Source organism: Actinacidiphila rubida, from assembly GCF_900110255.1.
GTDB classification, from domain to species: domain Bacteria; phylum Actinomycetota; class Actinomycetes; order Streptomycetales; family Streptomycetaceae; genus Actinacidiphila; species Actinacidiphila rubida.
The window spans coordinates 112,819-130,854 of sequence record NZ_FODD01000008.1 but is presented as its reverse complement, the minus strand read 5'-3'; the positions used below and the strand labels follow the sequence as shown (position 1 = coordinate 130,854).

The following is an 18,036-nucleotide window of genomic DNA, read 5'->3' as shown; positions in this document are numbered from 1 at the left end:
GCACACCAGCACAGCCGAGGAGTCCGCATGACCCGCCTGGGGCGCGTGGAGCGCACCACCAAGGAGACGTCCGTCGTCGTCGAGATCGACCTCGACGGCACCGGCCAGGTCTCCGTGTCGACCGGCGTGGGCTTCTACGACCACATGCTCGACCAACTGGGGCGCCACGGCCTGTTCGACCTCAGCGTCAAGACCGAGGGCGATCTGCACATCGACACCCACCACACCATCGAGGACACCGCCCTCGCGCTCGGCGCCGCCTTCAAGCAGGCGCTCGGCGACAAGGTGGGCATCTACCGCTTCGGCAACTGCACCGTCCCGCTGGACGAGTCGCTGGCGCAGGTGACCGTCGACCTGTCCGGCCGGCCCTACCTGGTGCACACCGAGCCGGAGAACATGGCGCCGATGATCGGCACGTACGACACGACGATGACCCGGCACATCCTGGAGTCGTTCGTCGCGCAGGCGCAGATCGCGCTGCACGTCCACGTGCCCTACGGCCGCAACGCGCACCACATCGTGGAGTGCCAGTTCAAGGCGCTCGCCCGGGCGCTCCGCTACGCCAGCGAGCGCGATCCGCGCGCCGCGGGAATCCTGCCGTCGACGAAGGGCGCGCTGTAACCGTGAACAAGGGATCCTCACTCTTCATCCTGCTCGGCCTGTTCCTGGCCGGTGGGGTCTACTCCTTCTGGAAGCAGAAGCAGTCCAGGAGCCTCATCGCGATCCTGGCCATCGGCTCCGTGATGTCGCTGGCGGCCGGGCTGCTCCAGCTGTGAGGGGAACGGCATGACGCAGAGCACCGCGAGCGGCGGCACCGCCCCGACCACCAAGCGCGTGGTCGTGCTCGACTACGGGTTCGGCAACGTGCGCTCCGCCGAGCGCGCGCTGGCCCGCGTCGGCGCGGACGTGGAGATCACCGCCGACTACGACAAGGCGATGGCCGCCGACGGGCTGCTGGTGCCGGGCGTCGGCGCGTTCGAGGCCTGCATGGCCGGGCTCAGGGGCGTCCGCGGCGACTGGATCATCGGCCGCCGGCTGTCCGGTGGCCGTCCGGTGATGGGCATCTGCGTCGGCATGCAGATCCTGTTCGCCCGCGGCATCGAGCACGGCGTGGAGACCGACGGCCTGGACGAGTGGCCCGGCACGGTGGAGCCGCTGCGCGCGCCCGTCGTCCCGCACATGGGCTGGAACACCGTCAAGGCCCCTGCGGACTCCACCCAGTTCGCCGGCCTGGACGACGACGCGCGGTTCTACTTCGTGCACTCCTACGCGGTGCGCGACTGGGACCTGGAGACGCACAACGCCGCCATCCGCGCCCCCAAGGTCGCCTGGACCACCCACGGCGAGCCCTTCGTGGCCGCGGTCGAGAACGGCCCGCTGTGGGCCACCCAGTTCCATCCGGAGAAATCCGGGGACGCCGGCGCGCAGCTGCTGTCCAACTGGCTCGGCACGCTGTAGACCGTTGCCGGGACCCCGCCGTCCCGAGCCGCCCGCTCCTCGTGCCGGCACCCCCGACGCCACGTCCCCGACGCCCCCGCCCGCCCATCACCTGAGGACCGCATTCCGATGAGCACGCTCGAACTCCTCCCCGCCGTCGACGTCCGCGACGGCCAGGCCGTCCGCCTGGTGCACGGCGAGTCCGGCTCCGAGACGTCGTACGGCGAGCCGCTGGCGGCCGCGCTGGCCTGGCAGCAGGCGGGCGCGGAGTGGCTGCACCTGGTCGACCTCGACGCGGCCTTCGGCACCGGGGACAACCGGGAGCTGATCGGGGAGGTCGCCCGCAGCATGGACATCAAGGTCGAGCTGTCCGGCGGCATCCGCGACGACGACACGCTCGCCGCGGCCCTCGCCACCGGCTGCACCCGCGTCAACCTCGGCACCGCCGCGCTGGAGACCCCGGAGTGGGTCGCGAAGGTCATCGCCGAGTACGGCGACCGCATCGCGGTGGGCCTCGACGTGCGCGGCACCACGCTCCGCGGCCGCGGCTGGACGCGCGACGGCGGCGACCTCTACGAGACGCTCGCCCGGCTCGACTCCGAGGGCTGCGCCCGCTACGTGGTGACCGACATCGCCAAGGACGGCACCCTGCAGGGCCCCAACCTCGAACTGCTGCGCGGCGTGTGCGCCGCCACCGACCGCCCGGTCGTCGCCTCCGGCGGTGTCTCCAGCCTCGACGACCTGCGCGCCCTCGCGACGTTGGTCCCGCTGGGTGTGGAGGGCGCCATTGTCGGAAAGGCGCTCTATGCGAAGGCGTTCACGCTCGAAGAAGCCCTGGAGGCAGTGACACGATGACCGAGACCCCCGCCGCGGTGCGGCGCACGCAGTCGGACAGCCCGTGGGAGGACACCCTCGGATTCGCGCGTGCCGTGGCGGCGGGGGACCTGGTGCTGGTCTCCGGCACCATGCCCGTCTCCAGCGGGCTGGTGCGGGCCGAGGGCAGCCCCTACGAGCAGACCCTGCTCGCCTTCCGCAACGCGCTGGCCGCGCTGGAGCCCTTCGGGCTCGACGCGGAGAGCGTGGTGCGCACCCGCATGTACCTCAGCCACACCCGGGACGTCGAGGAGGTCGGCCGGGCGCACCGCGAGTTGTTCGCCGCGATCCGCCCCGCCACGACGATGGTCGTGGTGGCCGGGTTCACCGACTCCCGCGTGCTGGTCGAGGTGGAGCTCGAGGCCTATCGAGCCGCGTACCGAGAAGAATTCCGAGGAGATCCCGCATGACCCTCGCGGTCCGAGTCATCCCCTGCCTGGACGTGGACGCCGGACGGGTCGTCAAGGGCGTCAACTTCCAGAACCTGCGCGACGCGGGGGACCCGGTCGAGATGGCCCGGCTCTACGACGCCGAGGGCGCCGACGAGTTGACGTTCCTGGACATCACCGCGTCCTCCGGTGACCGGGAGACGACCTACGACGTGGTGCGCCGCACCGCCGAGCAGGTCTTCATCCCGCTGACCGTCGGCGGCGGGGTGCGCAGCGCGGAGGACGTCGACAAGCTGCTGCGGGCCGGCGCCGACAAGGTCGGCGTGAACACCGCGGCGATCGCGCGCCCCGAGCTGATCCGGGAGATCGCCGAGCGCTTCGGGCGGCAGGTGCTGGTGCTGTCGGTGGACGCGCGCCGCACGCCCTCCGGCGGCTTCGAGGTCACCACGCACGGCGGCCGCCGCGGCACCGGCATCGACGCGGTGGAGTGGGCGCACGAGGCGGCCGAGCTGGGCGCCGGCGAGATCCTGCTCAACTCCATGGACGCGGACGGCACGAAGGACGGCTACGACACCGAGATGATCGCGGCGGTGCGCAAGCACGTGACGGTGCCGGTGATCGCCTCGGGCGGCGCGGGCGCGCTCGGCCACTTCCCGCCGGCCGTCGCCGCGGGCGCGGACGCGGTCCTCGCCGCGTCCGTCTTCCACTTCGGCGATCTGCGGATCGGCGCCGTCAAGTCCGCGCTGCGTGAGGCCGGGCACCCGGTGCGCTGACCCGGTCCCAACCCCCGCCCGGACCAGGGCCGTTCAGCCGACCCGCGCCCGGCGGGCGCCGATGAGCACGGCCAGGTCCGGGGCGAGCGGCACCTCCACGGTGTGCAGCGCGGGGTGGTCGAGCCAGTGCAGCCGCGCCTCGTCGGGCCGGCCCGCGTGGACCGGCGGGCCGCCGCGCGACGGCGTGAAGTCGTCGATCACCACGACGCCGCCCGGCCGCAGCAGCGCCAGCGGGTCGGCCGGCGGATCGTCCGGCCCGCCCTTGCCCTGCCCGCCGCCGTCGAGCACCAGCAGGTCGAACGGCCCGTGCTCGGCGATCGCGGTCCAGTCCGCGCACTCCACGGCGACCGCCGGAGCGAGCCCGGCGAAGAGCGCGGCGGCGGCTGCCGCGCGGCCCTGGTCGCGCTCCACGCTCACCGCCCGTGCCCCCGGCGGCATGCCGGACACCAGCCACGCCAGGCCCACGCCGCAGCCGGTACCGGTCTCGCCGATGTGCCGCGCACCGCCCGCCAGGGCCCGCAGCAGCCGCCCGTGTTCGGGCCGGCAGGAGTACCGGAAACCCATCCGCCAGGCGGTCCGCGCGGCCTGCTCGACCAGGGGCGGCAGGTCGCCCGTGCCGCGGAGGTGGGCTCGGGTGCCGTCGAGGGACATGCCGGCCATACTGCCGGGCCGGCGGTGGCCGCGAGGCCCTTCCTGTACGAAAGAAAAGTTGCGCACATTATATTGCGCAACTTTTCTTGCGTATCTAGTCTGATGGCATGGACGACAAGCAGGCCGCCTCCGGGCCGCAGCGCATCACCGACGTCGACGCGCTGAAGGTCTTCACCCACCCGCTGCGGATCCGCCTCTACTACGCGCTCCACACCGCCCGCGAGGCCACCGCCTCGCACCTGGCCGACCAGGTCGACGAGGCCGTCTCGCTGGTCAGTTACCACCTGCGGAAGATGGCCGCACACGGCTTCATCGTCGAGGCCGAGGGCCACGACGACGATGGGCGCGAACGCTGGTGGAGGCTGTCCTCGCACCGCGGATTCACCTTCCACGACGCGGACTTCGCCGACCGGCCAGAGGGTGTCGCGGTCATCGGCCAGATCAACCGGCAACTCCTCGGCACCCGCACCGAGCGCTACGCCCGCTACCTCGACGAGCAGGTGGCCTGGTCCCGGGAGTGGACCGAGGCGGCCTTCTCCTCGGAGTTCGTGCCGCTGCTCACCGCCGCCGAACTCCAGCAGATGGCCGACGAGCTGGGCGCGTTCATGCAGCGGTGGACCGACGTCGGGCGGGCCGCGGAGGCGGCCGGCGACACCGAGGGGCGCGAGCACGTCGCGGTGCAGATGTACGGGTTCCCGACCCGCTCCTGAACTCCCCGGCGCCGCCCGCCCGTTCGCCCGCGCACCCGTCCGTGCGCAGGCGTTCGCCCGCGTGCCCGTGGGGCCGTCCGTACGTCCGCTCCCTTGCTGGAGGGTTACGCGTTGACCACCACGACCACCGCGACCGCGACCCGTGCGGCCCGGCCCGCCCACCGCGACGCCAACGTGCTGCGCTGGCTGGCCGCTTACACCGCCTCGACGCTCGGCGACGGCGTCTACTTCCTCGCGCTCGGCTTCGCCGCCGCCAAGTCCCTGCCGCCCGCCGAGGTCGGCATGGTGATGGCGGCCGGCTCGGTGCCGCGCGCCGCGCTGATGCTCGGCGGCGGCGTGATCGCCGACCGCTTCGGTCCGCGCCGGGTGGTGATCGGCAGCGACGCCGTGCGCTGCGTGCTCATCCTCGCCGCGGCCGCCACCCTCGCCCTGTCCTCGCCCGGGCTGTGGCTGCTGATCGCCGTGGCCCTCGCCTTCGGCGTCGTCGACGCGCTGTTCCTGCCCGCGGTGGGCGCCCTGCCGCCGCGGCTCGCCGGACCCGACCAGATGATGCGCCTGCAGGGCCTGCGGGCCCTGGCCATGCGGTTCGGGAACATCGCCGGACCACCGGCCGGCGGGCTGGCGATGGGCCTGGGCGGACCCTCCGCGGCGTTCGCCACCGCCGGCGTGCTCTTCGCCGCGTCGGTGCCGCTGCTGGTCACCACCCGCATCGGCGCGCTGCCCCGCCCGGACGCCGCGGACGGCGCGGTGGACGGCGCGCGGGACGGCGGCGCGGGAGCCGGGCCCCGGTCCGCCACGGCCTGGCAGGAACTGCGGGACGGGCTGCGCCACCTGCGGAGCAACCGGCTGGCCGGGCCGCTGGTGGTGTCCGGCGCGCTGTGCGAACTCGGCCTGGCCGGGCCCCTGAACGTCGGCATGGTGCTGCTGTGCCAGGAGCGCGGCTGGGGCTCGACCGGCTACGGCTGGATCATCGCCGCGTTCGGCGTCGGCTCCGCGGGCGGCGCGCTGCTGCTCACGGTGCGCGGCTGGCTGCCGCGGGCCGGCGCCGTCTCGATCGGCACGCTCTTCGTCAGCTCCTCCGCGCTGGGCCTGGCCGCGCTCGCCGGATCGCCCACCGTGGCGGCCGCCGTGACCCTGTTCGCCGGCCTGGTCGGCGGGGTCTGCGGCGGGCTGACCATCGCGCTCATCCAGTCCGCCGTGCACCCGGCCTACCTCGGCCGGGTCTCCGCCGTGATGAGCCTCACCGGTTTCGGCCTCGCGCCCCTGGCCTACCCGGTGTTCGGCGCGGCCGTCGCCGCGTGGGGTCCGACCCCGGTGTTCCTGGTGAGCGCCGGCGTCGCGTGCCTGGGCGGCGTGCCGAGCCTGGCCTCGCCCACGGTGCGCCGCGCCGAACTGGACCGCCCGCCCGGCCGCTGAACCGGCCGCTGAGCCGGGCGCCGATCACGTCAGGCCGAGCCGCGAGTTCTGGGCCGCGGTCACCGCGCTCTCCTCGCCGGCCACCTCGACCTTGGCCACGGACTGCCGGCCGAACGCGTACAGCGTCAGCTCGGCGGGCTCCCCGGTGACCGTGACGACGGGAGAACCGCGATGGGCCACCACCGTCTGGCCGTCGGGGCGCCGCAGCACCAGGCCGACGGGGGAGCGGCGGCCCAGCATGCGGCCCATGCGCTCCAGACGGCTCCAGAGGGCGTCCCCGAAGACGGGGTCGATGGGCCGCGGCGTCCAGTCGTCCGCGGCCCGCCGCACGTCCTCGGCGTGCACGTAGAACTCGACGGTGTTGGACGCCTCGTCCAGCTGCTTGAGGCTGAACGGCGACATCCGCGGCGGGCCGGTCCTGATGAGCTGGATCAGCTCCTCGTAGGGCCGCTCCGCGTACTCCTCGCGCACCCGGTCCAGGCGGGCCGCGAGCTGCGGGATGACCAATCCGGCCGCCGCGTCGCCGCGGCGCTCGCGCACCACGACGTGCGCGGCCAGGTCACGGGTCCGCCATCCCGGGCACAGGGTCGGGGCGTCGGGACCCGCCTGCTCCAGCAGGTCGGCGAGGAGCAGGCGTTCACGCTGCGCATGGGTCGACATACCGTCAGGCTAGGCCCTGGCGGCCGGATTGCGCCGGAGTCGCACCGCGGCCCGCGCCGAACCGGGCCCGCGGTTAGCCCAGCTTGCTGTACAGCTTCACCCCGTTGTGCCCGTTGTTGCGGGTCAGCGAGCACGTGACCGTCTTGCGGTTCTGCAGCTGGTAGGTGACCAGCTTGGGGAACAGCGCGTACGGGTAGTACGTGCGCCCGTCCGCGGGCAGGTGCTTGCGGGCGTCCGCCTCGCACAGCGTCAGCGCCTTGTTCTGGATCTCCAGGTCGCTGGCGAACGTGCCGGACAGCGTCTCGTTGGCGACGACCTGCGCGTCGTGCGCGGAACTGCACGAGCGCGTCGTCACCTTGGACACCGAGGGGCTGAGCGTCGGCGCGTCGAAGCACTTGCCGGGCGAGAGCACCACGTAGGGCACGAGCTTCTCGGTCGGCGTGGGCAGCCCGGTGTCGCTCGGCTCGTCCGTCGGCAGGTCCAGCGTCGGGTCGTCGGAGGGCGCCGTGACGGTGGGCGTCGGCAGCGTCACCGTCGGCACGGTGGTCAGCGAGGCCGTCGGCTTGGCGTCGTCCTTCTTGTCGCCGCCGCTGTTCGAGGCCACCAGGATGCCGCCGACGACCGCGCCGACCGCCACGATGGAGCCGATGGCGATCCACGCGTTGCGCTTGCTGTTGTTCGGCGGCGGGGGCGGCGGCAGGTAACCGCCTGGGCCGGGCGGCGGGTAGCCGAAACCACCGGGCGGGGCCGGCGGTCCGGGGGGTCCGGGCGGGCCGTAGCCGCCGCCCTGCGGGGGATAGCCGTAGGGGTCGTTGCCGCCCTGCTGCGGGTAGCCGTACTGCCCGCCGCCCTGCTGGGGGTAGCCGTACTGCTCGTTGCCGCCCTGCTGCGGATGGCCGTACTGCTCGCCGCCACCCTGCTGCGGGTAGCCGTAGCCACCGCCCGGCGGGGGCGGGGGCGGGGGGCCGAACCCCTGCGGCGGGCCGAACCCGCCACCCTGCTCAGGGGGCGGCGTCGGTCCGTTCGGCGGAGGCGGTGGAAAACCCATGCACGCAGAATGCCCCATGAGGGTGACAAGGGCGAGCCAGTACCGGAGAGCGGACAACACCGCCGCCTGCTTTGCCAGTTCTTGCGGCTTTTCTCATTGGGGGAGATCGGCGGCACAATGGGGGCCATGCCCGCCACCTCGCTCGACCCCGCCATCGCCGCCCGTCTCAAGCGCAACGCCGACGGCCTGGTGCCGGCCATCGCCCAGCAGTACGACACCGGCGAGGTACTCATGCTGGGCTGGATGGACGCCGAGGCGCTGCACCGCACGCTGACCACCGGCCGCTGCACCTACTGGAGCCGCAGCCGCAGCGAGTACTGGGTGAAGGGCGACACCTCCGGGCACGTGCAGCACGTCAAGTCCGTCGCGCTGGACTGCGACGGCGACACGGTGCTGGTCAAGGTCGACCAGGAAGGGGCCGCCTGCCACACCGGCGACCGCACCTGCTTCGACGCGGACGTGCTGCTGCCCTCCTCGGGCACCGCCGCGTCCGCGCCCGCCGGCCAGTAGGGTCAGCGGCCATGGACGCCATGGACCTTGAGACGTTCCGCAAGCTCGCGGTCGACCGCCGGGTCATCCCGGTCAGCCGTCGGCTCCTCGCGGACGGCGACACCCCCGTCGGCCTGTACCGCAAGCTCGCCGGCGAGCGGATGGGCACCTTCCTGCTGGAGTCCGCCGACAGCGGCGGACGCTCCTGGTCCCGCTACTCCTTCGTCGGGGTGCGCTCGGCCGCCACGCTGACCGTCCGCGACGGGCAGGCGCACTGGCTCGGCACCCCGCCCGTCGGCGTGCCCGTCGACGGCGACCCGCTGGAGGCACTGCGGGCGACCCTGGAGGTCCTGCACACCCCGCGCGACCTGACCCCTCACACGCCGGGGGGACGGCCGCCGTTCACCGGCGGCATGGTCGGCTACCTCGGCTACGACATCGTCCGCCGCCTGGAGCGCATCGGCGACCGCACCGACGACGAACTGCGCCTCCCCGAGCTGACGTTGCTGCTCACCTCCGACCTGGCCGTGCTCGACCACTGGGACGGCAGCGTGCTGCTGATCGCCAACGCGATCAACCACAACGACCAGGACAGCGGCGTCGACGAGGCGTACGCCGACGCGGTCGCCCGGCTCGACGTCATGGAGGCCGACCTCGCCAGGCCCGTGCCGACCGTGCCCGCGGCGCTGCCGCACGACGTCCAGTTCGACGTCGACTGGTCCTGGGGCGGCGAGGAGTTCAAGGCCGCCGTCGAGGACATCAAGGAGCGCATCCGGGCCGGTGAGGCGTTCCAGGTGGTGCCCTCCCAGCGCTTCCACATGCCGTGCGGGGCGAGCGCCCTCGACGTCTACCGGATGCTGCGCGCCACCAACCCCAGCCCGTACATGTACCTGTTGCGCCTCCCCGATCCCGAGGGCGGCGACCAGGGCTTCGACGTGGTGGGCTCCAGCCCCGAGGCGCTGGTCAAGGTCGAGGACGGGCAGGCGATGGTGCACCCGATCGCCGGCACCCGGCCGCGCGGCGCCACCCCGCAGGCCGACACCGCGCTGGCGGAGGAACTGCTCGCCGACCCCAAGGAGCGGGCCGAGCACCTGATGCTGGTCGACCTCGGCCGCAACGACCTGGGGCGGGTGTGCGAGCCGGGCAGCGTCGAGGTCGTCGACTTCATGTCGATCGAGCGCTACTCGCACGTGATGCACATCGTGTCGACGGTCACCGGCCGGGTCGCCGACGGCCGCACGGCCTTCGACGTGCTCACCGCGTGCTTCCCGGCCGGCACCCTGTCGGGCGCGCCCAAACCGCGGGCGATGCAGATCATCGAGGAGCTGGAGCCGACCCGACGGGGCCTGTACGGCGGCTGCGTCGGCTACCTGGACTTCGCCGGCGACTCCGACACCGCCATCGCCATCCGCACCGCGCTGCTGCGCGGGGGCACCGCCTACGTGCAGGCCGGGGCCGGCATCGTGGCCGACTCCGACCCCGAGGCCGAGGACGCCGAGTGCCGCAACAAGGCCGCCGCGGTGCTCCGCGCGGTCGCCGCGGCCAACCGCCTGGGCACCGCCTGACGTCCGGGCCCGTGCGGCCTGACGGGCCCGGCCCACCACGCACAGGGGCGCCCCGTGAAGGGGCGCCCCTGCTCGTGGAGAGGAACGGTCAGCCCGCGAAGGCCGTGGTGCCGTTCGGGGTGCCGAGGCCGGTCGGGCCGTCGTAGCCGGACTTGGCGGTGCACAGGTACGACCCGGAGCACGAGCCGTTGGAGCCGCTGACCACGTCGTTCAGCGAGCCGGTGTGCGCGTACGGGAAGGACGCCGGGGTCGAGCCGCTGGACGGCGTGCCGGCCAGGGCGTACACCGAGGCGATGATCGGCGACGAGGCGCTGGTGCCGCCGAACACCTCCCAGCCGGTGTCGCCGCCATAGGTGTCGTAGACCGCGACACCGGTGGCCGGGTCGGCGACCGCGGACACGTCGGCGACGGTGCGCCGGCTGCAGCCGGTGTCCTTCTGCCAGGTGGGCTTGGCGTCGTACGCCGAGCAGCCGGAGCCGGTGCCGGACCACACGGTGTCGGTCCAGCCGCGGGTGGTGGAGGACTTCTTCAGCGAGGTCCCGCCGACCGCGGTGACGTACTTGGACGCCGCCGGGTACTCGGCGCCGTAGCCGCTGTCACCGGCGCTGACGGTGATGGCCACCCCGGGGTGGTTGAAGTACGAGGTGTCGTACGAGGTGTCGGAGGAGGACTCGCCGCCCCCGTAGCTGTTCGACACGTACTTCGCGCCCAGCGACACCGCGGTGTTCACCGACTTGCCCAGGTTGGCCATGGTCGCCGAACTGGCCTCGACCAGCAGGATGTGGCAGCTCGGGCAGGTCGCGCTGACCATGTCCAGGTCGAGGGATATCTCCTCGGCCCAGCCGGCGTCGGCGCTGGGCAGCGACGAGGTGCCGCTCTGCCCCACCTTCTTGAAGCAGCCGTTGGCCGTGGTGCAGGCCGCGAGCCCGTACGTCGAGCGGTACGTCGCGAGGTCCGCTTCGGCGTTCGGGTCGTCGTACGCGTCGACGATCGCCACCGTCGCCCCCGAACCGCCGCTGGACGGCAGGGCGTAGGCGCTGTGCAGGTCGGACGGGCCGTATCCGGACGGGGTCGCCGCCGGGTTGGCCGAACGGGCGGACGGTGCCAGGGAGTTGGCGCCGCTGGTGACCTTCAGCGCCTTGCAGGCCATGACGCCGGGGTGGGTGCTGACGGCGCAGGAGCGGGCGGTCGTCAGGCCGTGTACGGCCGTTGCGGCGCCCGCGGCGGGGGACAGGGCGAAACCGGTGGCGGCCAGGCCGGCCGCCGCGGTGAGCGCGATGCCGGCGCGGCGGACCGCCGCCGGGGTGGGGATCGATCGCAAGCTGATGCCTCTCTGTGGGGTAGGGCATGGTGCGTGCGGGTGGCGTGATGACCCTGATGCGCAGAGTGAGCACAGGGACGAGTGGGACGGTAGAGCTGACGAGCACACGTCAACAAGAGGGAGGGGGGAAGCTATACCTCCGCTTTACCTGCGGGTAGGTCCGGCCGAAGCGCTTTCCCGGAGACGTGCCCGCTGGTGGACGCGGATAGATGCGGCAGCCATGGAACCTGTGTGCAGATCCTGTGTACGGCCGTCACGCGCGCTCGCCGACCGCCCCGGCGCACCCCGGGCGCGGGGCTTCACGGGCGGCAGGCGATAGTGGTGGGGTGACCGCAGTACCACCGCCGCGCGCGGAACAGGAACCCGCACCGACCGAGGCCGCCGCCGACCCGTCGGCCACCGCGGGCGCGCCCGGCGCCGGCGCGGCGCCGGACGCCGCACGGCGCTCCGCGATGCGCGCGCTGGCCGTGGCACTGCCACTGGGCGCGATCGGCTCCGCACTCGTGCTGCTCGGCTCCGGCAAGACCTGGAGCAAGGGGCTGGCCCAGTTCTCCGGCACCGGACTGTCCGTCCACGCCTCGGGCACCTCCACCACCGCACTGCCCGGCGCCCTCGCCCTCGTCGGACTGGCCTCCCTCGTCGCGGTGTTCGCGGTCCGCCGCGCCGGCCGCTACGTGGTGACCGCGCTGCTCGCCCTGAGCGGCCTCGGCGTCGTCGTCACCACGCTCGCCAGCCGCGCCGACCACCACGCCCTCGACTCCGAGGCCGCCCGCGCCACCGGACTGCGGCACGCCGTCGCCACCCACGCCACCATCACCGCGTGGCCGCTGGTCGTCGCCGCCGGCGGCGTCCTGCTGCTCCTCGCGGGCCTGCTGGCGCTGCGTCACGGGCAGCGGTGGCCGGCCATGTCCAGCCGCTACGACCGCAAGGGCGGCCCCGCGGCCGCCACGCGGGCGCCGGCCCCCGTCGACCCGGACCGGGCCGAGGACCTGTGGAAGGCGCTCGACCGCGGCGAGGACCCGACGCAGTCACCCGGCTGACGCCCCGCGCACGGGGCCCCCGTGCACGGTTCGCCGGGTGGACGCGCAACAATGGTGACGTAGGGGACGCCGTGGGCGTCCACGACCGGGACGGACCCGACCGCGAACCTCTGAGGGAGCACTCATGGCGGCAGAGCACGACCACGGACACACCCCCGCCGCCTGGACCGGCGTGATCATCGCCTTCGTGGGCTTCTGCGTGGCCGGCGTCTTCACGGTCGCCGCTCAGCCCGTCGGTTTCTGGGTGGGCATGGGCGTCATCCTGCTCGGCGCGGCCGTCGGCGGCATCATGCGCGTGATGGGTCTCGGCAAGAAGGAAGAGCCCCTGGTCCTCACCCCGGCCAAGACCGAGGAGAAGCCGCCGGTTCACGCGAACGCGTGAACAGGGCCGTCTGATCACCGACAGCCCCTGGGGCGGCCTTTCCCGCCGCCCCCGCGGTCGCTCACCCCGGGCGCAGCCCGCCGGACAGCCCCGTCCGCGGCTGCGCCCCGCTGCGTCCTGAGGGCGCCCACCGCAGACTCGAGGCGTGAGCCTGCACCCCGTGCGCGCGCCCCGCACCCCTCCCGGGCCCCGGCCGGCGCCCGGCCTGCCCGCCGCGCCGACTCCCGCCGCACCTTCGTCCGGCGCACCTTGGTCCGCCGCGCACGCGCTGCGGCGCGCCGCGGTCCCGGCCGCCGTGCTCGGCGGCGCGGCCGCGGCGTTCGCGTACGTCGCCGCCGTCGACCCGAACGTTCCCGGCCACTACCCGGCCTGCCCGCTGCTCACCTACACCGGCCTGTACTGCCCGGGGTGCGGCGGGCTGCGCTGCGCCCACGCCCTCGCGCACGGCCGGCTCGGCACGGCCCTCGGGGACAACGCGCTGGCAGTCGCCGGTTTCGCGTTCTTCGCCGTCGTCTGGACCGCGTGGTGCGCGGCGGCGCTGCGCGGCCGGACCTTCGCGCCCTCCCTCACCCGGGCGCACCGCTGGGCGTTCTGGACGCTCCTCATCGCCTTCGGAGTTGTCCGGAACCTGCCCTTCGGCAGGGCCCTCGTGCCGTGACGGGCGGGGCCCCGGTGCGCCGCCCGCGCCGGCGTTTGTCCAGGTGGTGGGACTGCCGAGCGGTGGATTCGGGCACTCCGCCCCATGCCCGATACCATCGGGAGTGCCGGCGGCCGCCGCCACTGGCTTGATCATTTCGCTGCTCGTCCCGGCCGGAAGGGGAGTTCTCGCGTGAGTGTGCTCGACGAGATCATCGACGGAGTCCGGGCTGACCTCGCCGAGCGACAGGCCCGGGTGTCCCTCGACGAACTCAAGGAGCGGGCCGCGCACGCCCGCGACGCCCAGGACGGGGTCGCGGCGCTGAGCGGGGACAGCGTCAAGGTCATCTGCGAGGTCAAGCGCTCCAGCCCGTCCAAGGGCGCGCTGGCCGCGATCGCCGACCCGGCCGGGCTGGCCGCCGACTACGAGGCGGGCGGCGCCGCCGCGATCAGCGTCCTCACCGAGCAGCGCCGCTTCGGCGGGTCGCTGGCGGACCTGGAGGCCGTCCGCGGCAGGGTCGACATTCCGGTGCTGCGCAAGGACTTCATCGTCACCGCCTACCAGTTGTGGGAGGCCCGCGCGTACGGCGCGGACATCGCGCTGCTGATCGTCGCGGCCCTGGACCAGCCGGCGCTGGAGTCGCTCATCGAGCGCGCGGAGTCCATCGGGCTGACGCCGCTCGTCGAGGTCCACGACGAGGAGGAGGTCCAGCGGGCGGTCGACGCGGGCGCGCGCGTGATCGGCGTCAACGCGCGCAACCTCAAGACGCTCGAGGTGGACCGCGGGACCTTCGCCCGGGTCGCCCCGGAGATCCCGGACCACATCGTCAAGATCGCCGAGTCCGGGGTGCGCGGGCCGCACGACCTCATCGCCTACGCGAACGACGGGGCGAACGCCGTGCTCGTCGGCGAGTCGCTCGTCACCGGCCGCGACCCCAGGACGGCGGTCGCCGACCTCGTCGCGGCGGGCGCGCACCCGGCACTCCGCTTCGGCCGCAACTAGCCTCCGGCTCGGCCCCCACTCCCTCCTCGCCCTCCACCCCGCGCGGGCAGCGGTTCGCCCTGCGCGGGCGGCGGGTTCGCCCGGACTCCGTCTGGGGTGCCTTCAGTGCGGGCCGCCGGCCGGTGGGTCGGGAGCGACAGCAACCGCCCCTTCGGGGCGGCTCGCGGAGTGCGGCGCCGTGGTGGCTGGGCGGGTTGGAGGCCCCCCCCGGCCGGAGGCGGGGGAGCGCCGTGCGCCGCAAGGTGCGGACCCTTGGGGCGGGGGCACCGCCGGCGGGTGGATAGAATCGGTGCATGCCCGTTGCCTCGCGCCTCGCTCCCGGTTGCCGCCCCCGCGGCTGCCGCGCGCCGGCGCGGCGTGTGCTGGGGCGGCGGGTGCGCTACGTGATCGGGTGCGAGCCCGGCCAGGTGAACGGCAGGCGATGGCGCCGCGGCTGAGCCGCACCCACCACCTGCCCAGGAGCCGACCGGCGCGCCACGCGCCGTGATGACGCGCGCACCGGCAGGTGGACCTTCGTCCGTCGCACGTACCTTCACCTGCCAGGGGCACCCCATGTCAGAGAAACACGAGTTCTTCCTGCCCGACCCCGACGGCGCCGTCCCCAGCCCGGAGGGCTACTTCGGCGCGTTCGGCGGCAAGTTCATCCCGGAGGCGCTGGTCGCCGCCGTGGACGAGGTCGCCGCCGAGTACGAGAAGGCCAAGGGCGACCCGTCCTTCGCCGCCGAGCTCAACGACCTCATGGCCAACTACACCGGCCGGCCGAGCGCCCTCACCGAGGTGCCGCGGTTCGCCGAGTCCGCGGGCGGCGCCCGCGTCTTCCTCAAGCGCGAGGACCTCAACCACACCGGCTCGCACAAGATCAACAACGTGCTCGGCCAGGCCCTGCTGACCCGGCGGATGGGCAAGACCCGCGTCATCGCCGAGACCGGCGCCGGCCAGCACGGCGTCGCCACCGCGACCGCCTGCGCCCTGTTCGGCCTGGAGTGCACGATCTACATGGGCGAGGTCGACACCCGCCGCCAGGCCCTGAACGTGGCCCGGATGCGGATGCTCGGCGCCGAGGTCGTCTCGGTGACGTCCGGCAGCCGCACCCTGAAGGACGCCATCAACGAGGCGTTCCGCGACTGGGTCGCCAACGTCGACCGCACCCACTACCTCTTCGGCACCGTCGCGGGACCGCACCCCTTCCCCGCGCTGGTGCGCGACTTCCACCGGGTGATCGGCGTCGAGGCCCGCCGCCAGCTGCTGGAGCGCACCGGGCGGCTCCCGGACGCGGCCGTCGCCTGCGTCGGCGGCGGCTCGAACGCGATGGGCCTGTTCCACGCGTTCCTGCCCGACGCCGACGTGCGGCTGGTCGGCTGCGAGCCGGCCGGGCACGGCGTGGACACCGGCGAGCACGCCGCCACCCTGACGGCCGGCGAGCCCGGCATCCTGCACGGCTCCCGCTCGTACGTCCTGCAGGACGACGAGGGCCAGATCACCGAGCCGTACTCGATCTCGGCCGGCCTGGACTACCCCGGCGTCGGCCCGGAGCACGCCTACCTCAAGGACACCGGCCGCGCCGAGTACCGCGCGGTGACCGACGACGCGGCCATGCAGGCGCTGCGCCTGCTGTCCCGCACCGAGGGCATCATCCCCGCCATCGAGAGCGCCCACGCCCTGGCCGGCGCCCTGGAGGTCGGCCGCGAGCTCGGCCCGGAGGGCCTGGTCCTGGTCAACCTCTCCGGGCGCGGCGACAAGGACATGGACACCGCGGCCCGCTACTTCGGGCTGTACGACGACGCCGCCAAGGGCGCGGGAGCGGGGGACGGGCAGTGAGCGGGAACATCGCACTCCTGGAAGCGGCCCTGGCGGGCGCCCGGGCGGAGAACCGGGCCGCGCTGATCGCGTACCACCCGGCCGGCTTCCCGACCGTGGACGGCGGCATCGCCGCGATCAGGGCCGCCTTCGACGGCGGCGCCGACGTCGTCGAGGTCGGCCTGCCGCACAGCGACCCGGTGCTGGACGGCCCGGTCATCCAGACCGCGGACGACATCGCGCTGCGCAACGGTGTGCGGATCGCCGACGTGCTGCGCACGGTCCACGAGGCGCACGCGGCGACCGGCAAGCCGGTCCTGGTGATGACCTACTGGAACCCGGTCGACCGCTACGGCGCGGAGCGCTTCGCCGCGGAGCTGGCCGAGGCCGGCGGCGCCGGCTGCATCCTGCCCGACCTGCCGGTCGAGGAGTCCACGGCCTGGCGGAAGGCCGCCGAGGCGCACGGCCTGGCCACCGTGTTCGTCGTCGCGCCGTCCAGCCGGGACGAGCGGCTGGCCAAGATCACCGCGGCCGGCAGCGGCTTCGTCTACGCCGCGTCCCTGATGGGCGTCACCGGTACCCGGGTCAGCGTCGGCGCGCAGGCGGCCGACCTGGTGCGGCGCACCCGGGCCACCACCGACCTGCCGGTCTGCGTCGGGCTCGGCGTCTCCAACGCCGAGCAGGCCGCGGAGGTGGCGGCCTTCGCCGACGGCGTGATCGTCGGCTCGGCGTTCGTCAAGCGCCTGCTGGACCACGAGGGCGACCTGGAGGCCGGCCTCGCCGCCGTCCGCGAGCTGGCCGCCGACCTGGCCGCGGGCGTCCGCAAGCGCTGAGGCCCCCGCCTGCGGCAACGCACCACTCCGTCCGTGCCCGGACCGGCCCCGCCGGTCCGGGCACGGACGCGTCCGGTGCCGGCCCGTGCGGGCGACCGCACAGCTGTCCGTCATCCGTTCCGGCGAATCTGCGCCCGCCGCGGCTCCGCGGGGCCGTCCGGGCCGTTGTTCAGGGATGTGAGCCAACGGAATCGTGACGGGAAGCGGAGCGCACGCGAGGCGCTCAGGGAACAGCGGGCGAAGGATCAGGCGCGGGACAAGCGGAAGCGGACCCTGGTGGTCGCGGGCGCCGTGGTCGCCGTCCTGGCCATCGGCACCGGGATCGGGCTTGCCGTCGCCGGCAACAGCAGTAACAGCAGCACCAGCAGCTCGTCCTCCTCCGGACCGGTCACCCCGCCCAAGGGCGCGACCGGGACGGACAACCTGGTCATCCCGGTCGGCGCCGCCGACGCGCCCTCCACGCTGACCATCTACGAGGACTTCCGCTGCCCGGCCTGCGACGCCTTCGAGAAGTCGTTCACGCCGACCATCCACCAGCTCGAGGACAGCGGCCAGATCCGCACCGAGTACCACCTCGTCACCCTGATCGACGGCAACCTCGGCGGCACCGGCTCGCTGAACGCCGCGAACGCCGCCGCCTGCGCGCAGGACCAGGGCAAGTTCCGCGCGTACCACGACGTCCTGTACAGCAACCAGCCCGACGAGCAGAACGACAAGTTCGCCGACAAGAACACGCTGCTGACGCTCGCCGACAAGGTCCCCGGGCTGAAGACGCCGGCGTTCACCGCCTGTGTGACGGACGGCACGCACAACTCCTGGGTGAAGAAGTCCAACGACGCCTTCAACCACTCCGGCTTCAACTCCACCCCGACCGTGCTGCTCAACGGCAAGAGCATCTACGGCGGCAACAACAACCTGACCCCCGCCTCGCTGACGCAGATGGTGCAGGCGGCCAACAAGGGCAAGCCGGCCGGCAAGGTCACCGCGACGCCGTCGCCCTGAGGCGTGTGACG

Annotated in this window: 22 protein-coding genes; 18 read left to right on the top strand and 4 right to left on the bottom strand. The window is 73.8% G+C overall.

Features of this window, described 5'->3' with window-relative positions; genetic code table 11:
• Positions 1–27 precede the first annotated feature (27 nt).
• The 6 genes from hisB to hisF all read left to right on the top strand — a co-directional run bounded on the left by hisB (position 28) and on the right by hisF (position 3,472).
• Positions 28–621: an imidazoleglycerol-phosphate dehydratase HisB gene (hisB, locus tag BMW99_RS10335; RefSeq protein WP_069465393.1), complete on the top strand. Its 594-nt coding sequence runs from the start codon at positions 28–30 to the stop codon at positions 619–621.
• Positions 622–623: 2 nt separating this feature from the next.
• Positions 624–776 carry a hypothetical protein gene (locus BMW99_RS41250; protein WP_176735591.1) on the top strand — a complete coding sequence of 51 codons (153 nt, stop codon included), beginning with the start codon at positions 624–626 and terminating at the stop codon, positions 774–776.
• 10 nt (positions 777–786) lie between these two features.
• Entirely contained in the window at positions 787–1,458 is a 672-nt protein-coding gene (hisH, locus tag BMW99_RS10325; RefSeq protein ID WP_075016666.1) for an imidazole glycerol phosphate synthase subunit HisH, read from the top strand.
• Between the two features lie 108 nt (positions 1,459–1,566).
• The gene (gene priA, locus BMW99_RS10320) at positions 1,567–2,292 is read left to right on the top strand and encodes a bifunctional 1-(5-phosphoribosyl)-5-((5-phosphoribosylamino)methylideneamino)imidazole-4-carboxamide isomerase/phosphoribosylanthranilate isomerase PriA (protein ID WP_075016665.1); all 726 of its coding nucleotides are present in this window, start codon (positions 1,567–1,569) and stop codon (positions 2,290–2,292) included.
• Complete coding sequence (locus BMW99_RS10315; RefSeq protein ID WP_069464899.1) at positions 2,289–2,720, top strand: Rid family hydrolase; 432 nt, start codon at positions 2,289–2,291, stop codon at positions 2,718–2,720. The genes priA and BMW99_RS10315 overlap by 4 nt, the downstream gene beginning before the upstream one ends.
• On the top strand, positions 2,717–3,472 hold the full coding sequence (hisF, locus tag BMW99_RS10310) for an imidazole glycerol phosphate synthase subunit HisF (RefSeq protein WP_069464900.1): 756 nt from the start codon (positions 2,717–2,719) through the stop codon (positions 3,470–3,472). The genes BMW99_RS10315 and hisF overlap by 4 nt, the downstream gene beginning before the upstream one ends.
• A gap of 33 nt (positions 3,473–3,505) precedes the next feature.
• Here the strand turns inward: hisF and BMW99_RS10305 are convergent, their stop codons facing one another.
• Positions 3,506–4,123 (bottom strand): O-methyltransferase, encoded by a 618-nt coding sequence (locus BMW99_RS10305; protein ID WP_069464903.1) that lies wholly within the window; start codon positions 4,121–4,123, stop codon positions 3,506–3,508.
• A gap of 107 nt (positions 4,124–4,230) precedes the next feature.
• On the opposite strand from BMW99_RS10305, the gene BMW99_RS10300 reads away from it, so the two are divergent.
• Complete coding sequence (locus tag BMW99_RS10300; protein ID WP_069464901.1) at positions 4,231–4,833, top strand: helix-turn-helix domain-containing protein; 603 nt, start codon at positions 4,231–4,233, stop codon at positions 4,831–4,833.
• A 111-nt stretch (positions 4,834–4,944) separates the two neighbouring features.
• Positions 4,945–6,249 carry an MFS transporter gene (locus BMW99_RS10295; protein WP_069464902.1) on the top strand — a complete coding sequence of 435 codons (1,305 nt, stop codon included), beginning with the start codon at positions 4,945–4,947 and terminating at the stop codon, positions 6,247–6,249.
• A gap of 24 nt (positions 6,250–6,273) precedes the next feature.
• On the opposite strand, the gene BMW99_RS10290 is transcribed toward BMW99_RS10295, so the two are convergent.
• A complete protein-coding gene (locus tag BMW99_RS10290; protein ID WP_075016664.1) occupies positions 6,274–6,909 on the bottom strand; it encodes a TIGR03085 family metal-binding protein in 636 nt (211 codons plus the stop codon).
• 73 nt (positions 6,910–6,982) lie between these two features.
• Positions 6,983–7,957 carry a hypothetical protein gene (locus tag BMW99_RS41245; protein WP_075016663.1) on the bottom strand — a complete coding sequence of 325 codons (975 nt, stop codon included), beginning with the start codon at positions 7,955–7,957 and terminating at the stop codon, positions 6,983–6,985.
• A 126-nt stretch (positions 7,958–8,083) separates the two neighbouring features.
• Between BMW99_RS41245 and hisI the strand changes: the two genes are divergently transcribed.
• Together hisI and BMW99_RS10275 are read left to right on the top strand one after the other, a co-directional pair.
• A complete protein-coding gene (gene hisI / locus BMW99_RS10280; RefSeq protein ID WP_177226068.1) occupies positions 8,084–8,467 on the top strand; it encodes a phosphoribosyl-AMP cyclohydrolase in 384 nt (127 codons plus the stop codon).
• Between the two features lie 20 nt (positions 8,468–8,487).
• On the top strand, positions 8,488–10,011 hold the full coding sequence (locus BMW99_RS10275; RefSeq protein ID WP_069465862.1) for an anthranilate synthase component I: 1,524 nt from the start codon (positions 8,488–8,490) through the stop codon (positions 10,009–10,011).
• A gap of 88 nt (positions 10,012–10,099) precedes the next feature.
• Here the strand turns inward: BMW99_RS10275 and BMW99_RS10270 are convergent, their stop codons facing one another.
• Positions 10,100–11,332, bottom strand: a complete 1,233-nt coding sequence (locus tag BMW99_RS10270) for a S53 family peptidase (protein WP_069467594.1) — start codon at positions 11,330–11,332, stop codon at positions 10,100–10,102.
• A 326-nt stretch (positions 11,333–11,658) separates the two neighbouring features.
• On the opposite strand from BMW99_RS10270, the gene BMW99_RS10265 reads away from it, so the two are divergent.
• From BMW99_RS10265 to BMW99_RS10235, 8 genes are all read left to right on the top strand, one after another.
• A complete protein-coding gene (locus BMW99_RS10265) occupies positions 11,659–12,372 on the top strand; it encodes a TIGR02234 family membrane protein (protein WP_069467595.1) in 714 nt (237 codons plus the stop codon).
• Between the two features lie 124 nt (positions 12,373–12,496).
• Positions 12,497–12,754 (top strand): HGxxPAAW family protein, encoded by a 258-nt coding sequence (locus tag BMW99_RS10260; protein WP_075016661.1) that lies wholly within the window; start codon positions 12,497–12,499, stop codon positions 12,752–12,754.
• A gap of 151 nt (positions 12,755–12,905) precedes the next feature.
• Positions 12,906–13,412 (top strand): DUF2752 domain-containing protein, encoded by a 507-nt coding sequence (locus BMW99_RS10255; protein ID WP_407640282.1) that lies wholly within the window; start codon positions 12,906–12,908, stop codon positions 13,410–13,412.
• A gap of 171 nt (positions 13,413–13,583) precedes the next feature.
• The gene (gene trpC / locus BMW99_RS10250; protein ID WP_069463592.1) at positions 13,584–14,393 is read left to right on the top strand and encodes an indole-3-glycerol phosphate synthase TrpC; all 810 of its coding nucleotides are present in this window, start codon (positions 13,584–13,586) and stop codon (positions 14,391–14,393) included.
• A gap of 293 nt (positions 14,394–14,686) precedes the next feature.
• Positions 14,687–14,830 carry a tryptophan biosynthesis modulator TrpM gene (trpM, locus tag BMW99_RS43055; protein WP_372461487.1) on the top strand — a complete coding sequence of 48 codons (144 nt, stop codon included), beginning with the start codon at positions 14,687–14,689 and terminating at the stop codon, positions 14,828–14,830.
• 115 nt (positions 14,831–14,945) lie between these two features.
• Positions 14,946–16,211 (top strand): tryptophan synthase subunit beta, encoded by a 1,266-nt coding sequence (gene trpB / locus BMW99_RS10245; RefSeq protein WP_069463591.1) that lies wholly within the window; start codon positions 14,946–14,948, stop codon positions 16,209–16,211.
• A complete protein-coding gene (gene trpA / locus BMW99_RS10240; protein WP_069463590.1) occupies positions 16,208–17,023 on the top strand; it encodes a tryptophan synthase subunit alpha in 816 nt (271 codons plus the stop codon). Before trpB ends, trpA begins: the two co-directional genes overlap by 4 nt.
• Before the next feature lie 177 nt (positions 17,024–17,200).
• Complete coding sequence (locus BMW99_RS10235; RefSeq protein ID WP_069463589.1) at positions 17,201–18,025, top strand: DsbA family protein; 825 nt, start codon at positions 17,201–17,203, stop codon at positions 18,023–18,025.
• The last annotated feature ends 11 nt before the right edge of the window (positions 18,026–18,036 follow it).

Coding starts and splice junctions, on each gene's coding strand:
- hisB (WP_069465393.1), top strand. CDS start 28: ATGACCCGCCTGGGGCGCGTGGAGCGCACCACCAAGGAGACGTCCGTC.
- hisH (WP_075016666.1), top strand. CDS start 787: ATGACGCAGAGCACCGCGAGCGGCGGCACCGCCCCGACCACCAAGCGC.
- priA (WP_075016665.1), top strand. CDS start 1,567: ATGAGCACGCTCGAACTCCTCCCCGCCGTCGACGTCCGCGACGGCCAG.
- BMW99_RS10315 (WP_069464899.1), top strand. CDS start 2,289: ATGACCGAGACCCCCGCCGCGGTGCGGCGCACGCAGTCGGACAGCCCG.
- hisF (WP_069464900.1), top strand. CDS start 2,717: ATGACCCTCGCGGTCCGAGTCATCCCCTGCCTGGACGTGGACGCCGGA.
- BMW99_RS10305 (WP_069464903.1), bottom strand. CDS start 4,123: ATGTCCCTCGACGGCACCCGAGCCCACCTCCGCGGCACGGGCGACCTG.
- BMW99_RS10300 (WP_069464901.1), top strand. CDS start 4,231: ATGGACGACAAGCAGGCCGCCTCCGGGCCGCAGCGCATCACCGACGTC.
- BMW99_RS10290 (WP_075016664.1), bottom strand. CDS start 6,909: ATGTCGACCCATGCGCAGCGTGAACGCCTGCTCCTCGCCGACCTGCTG.
- BMW99_RS41245 (WP_075016663.1), bottom strand. CDS start 7,957: ATGGGTTTTCCACCGCCTCCGCCGAACGGACCGACGCCGCCCCCTGAG.
- hisI (WP_177226068.1), top strand. CDS start 8,084: ATGCCCGCCACCTCGCTCGACCCCGCCATCGCCGCCCGTCTCAAGCGC.
- BMW99_RS10275 (WP_069465862.1), top strand. CDS start 8,488: ATGGACCTTGAGACGTTCCGCAAGCTCGCGGTCGACCGCCGGGTCATC.
- BMW99_RS10260 (WP_075016661.1), top strand. CDS start 12,497: ATGGCGGCAGAGCACGACCACGGACACACCCCCGCCGCCTGGACCGGC.
- trpM (WP_372461487.1), top strand. CDS start 14,687: ATGCCCGTTGCCTCGCGCCTCGCTCCCGGTTGCCGCCCCCGCGGCTGC.
- trpB (WP_069463591.1), top strand. CDS start 14,946: ATGTCAGAGAAACACGAGTTCTTCCTGCCCGACCCCGACGGCGCCGTC.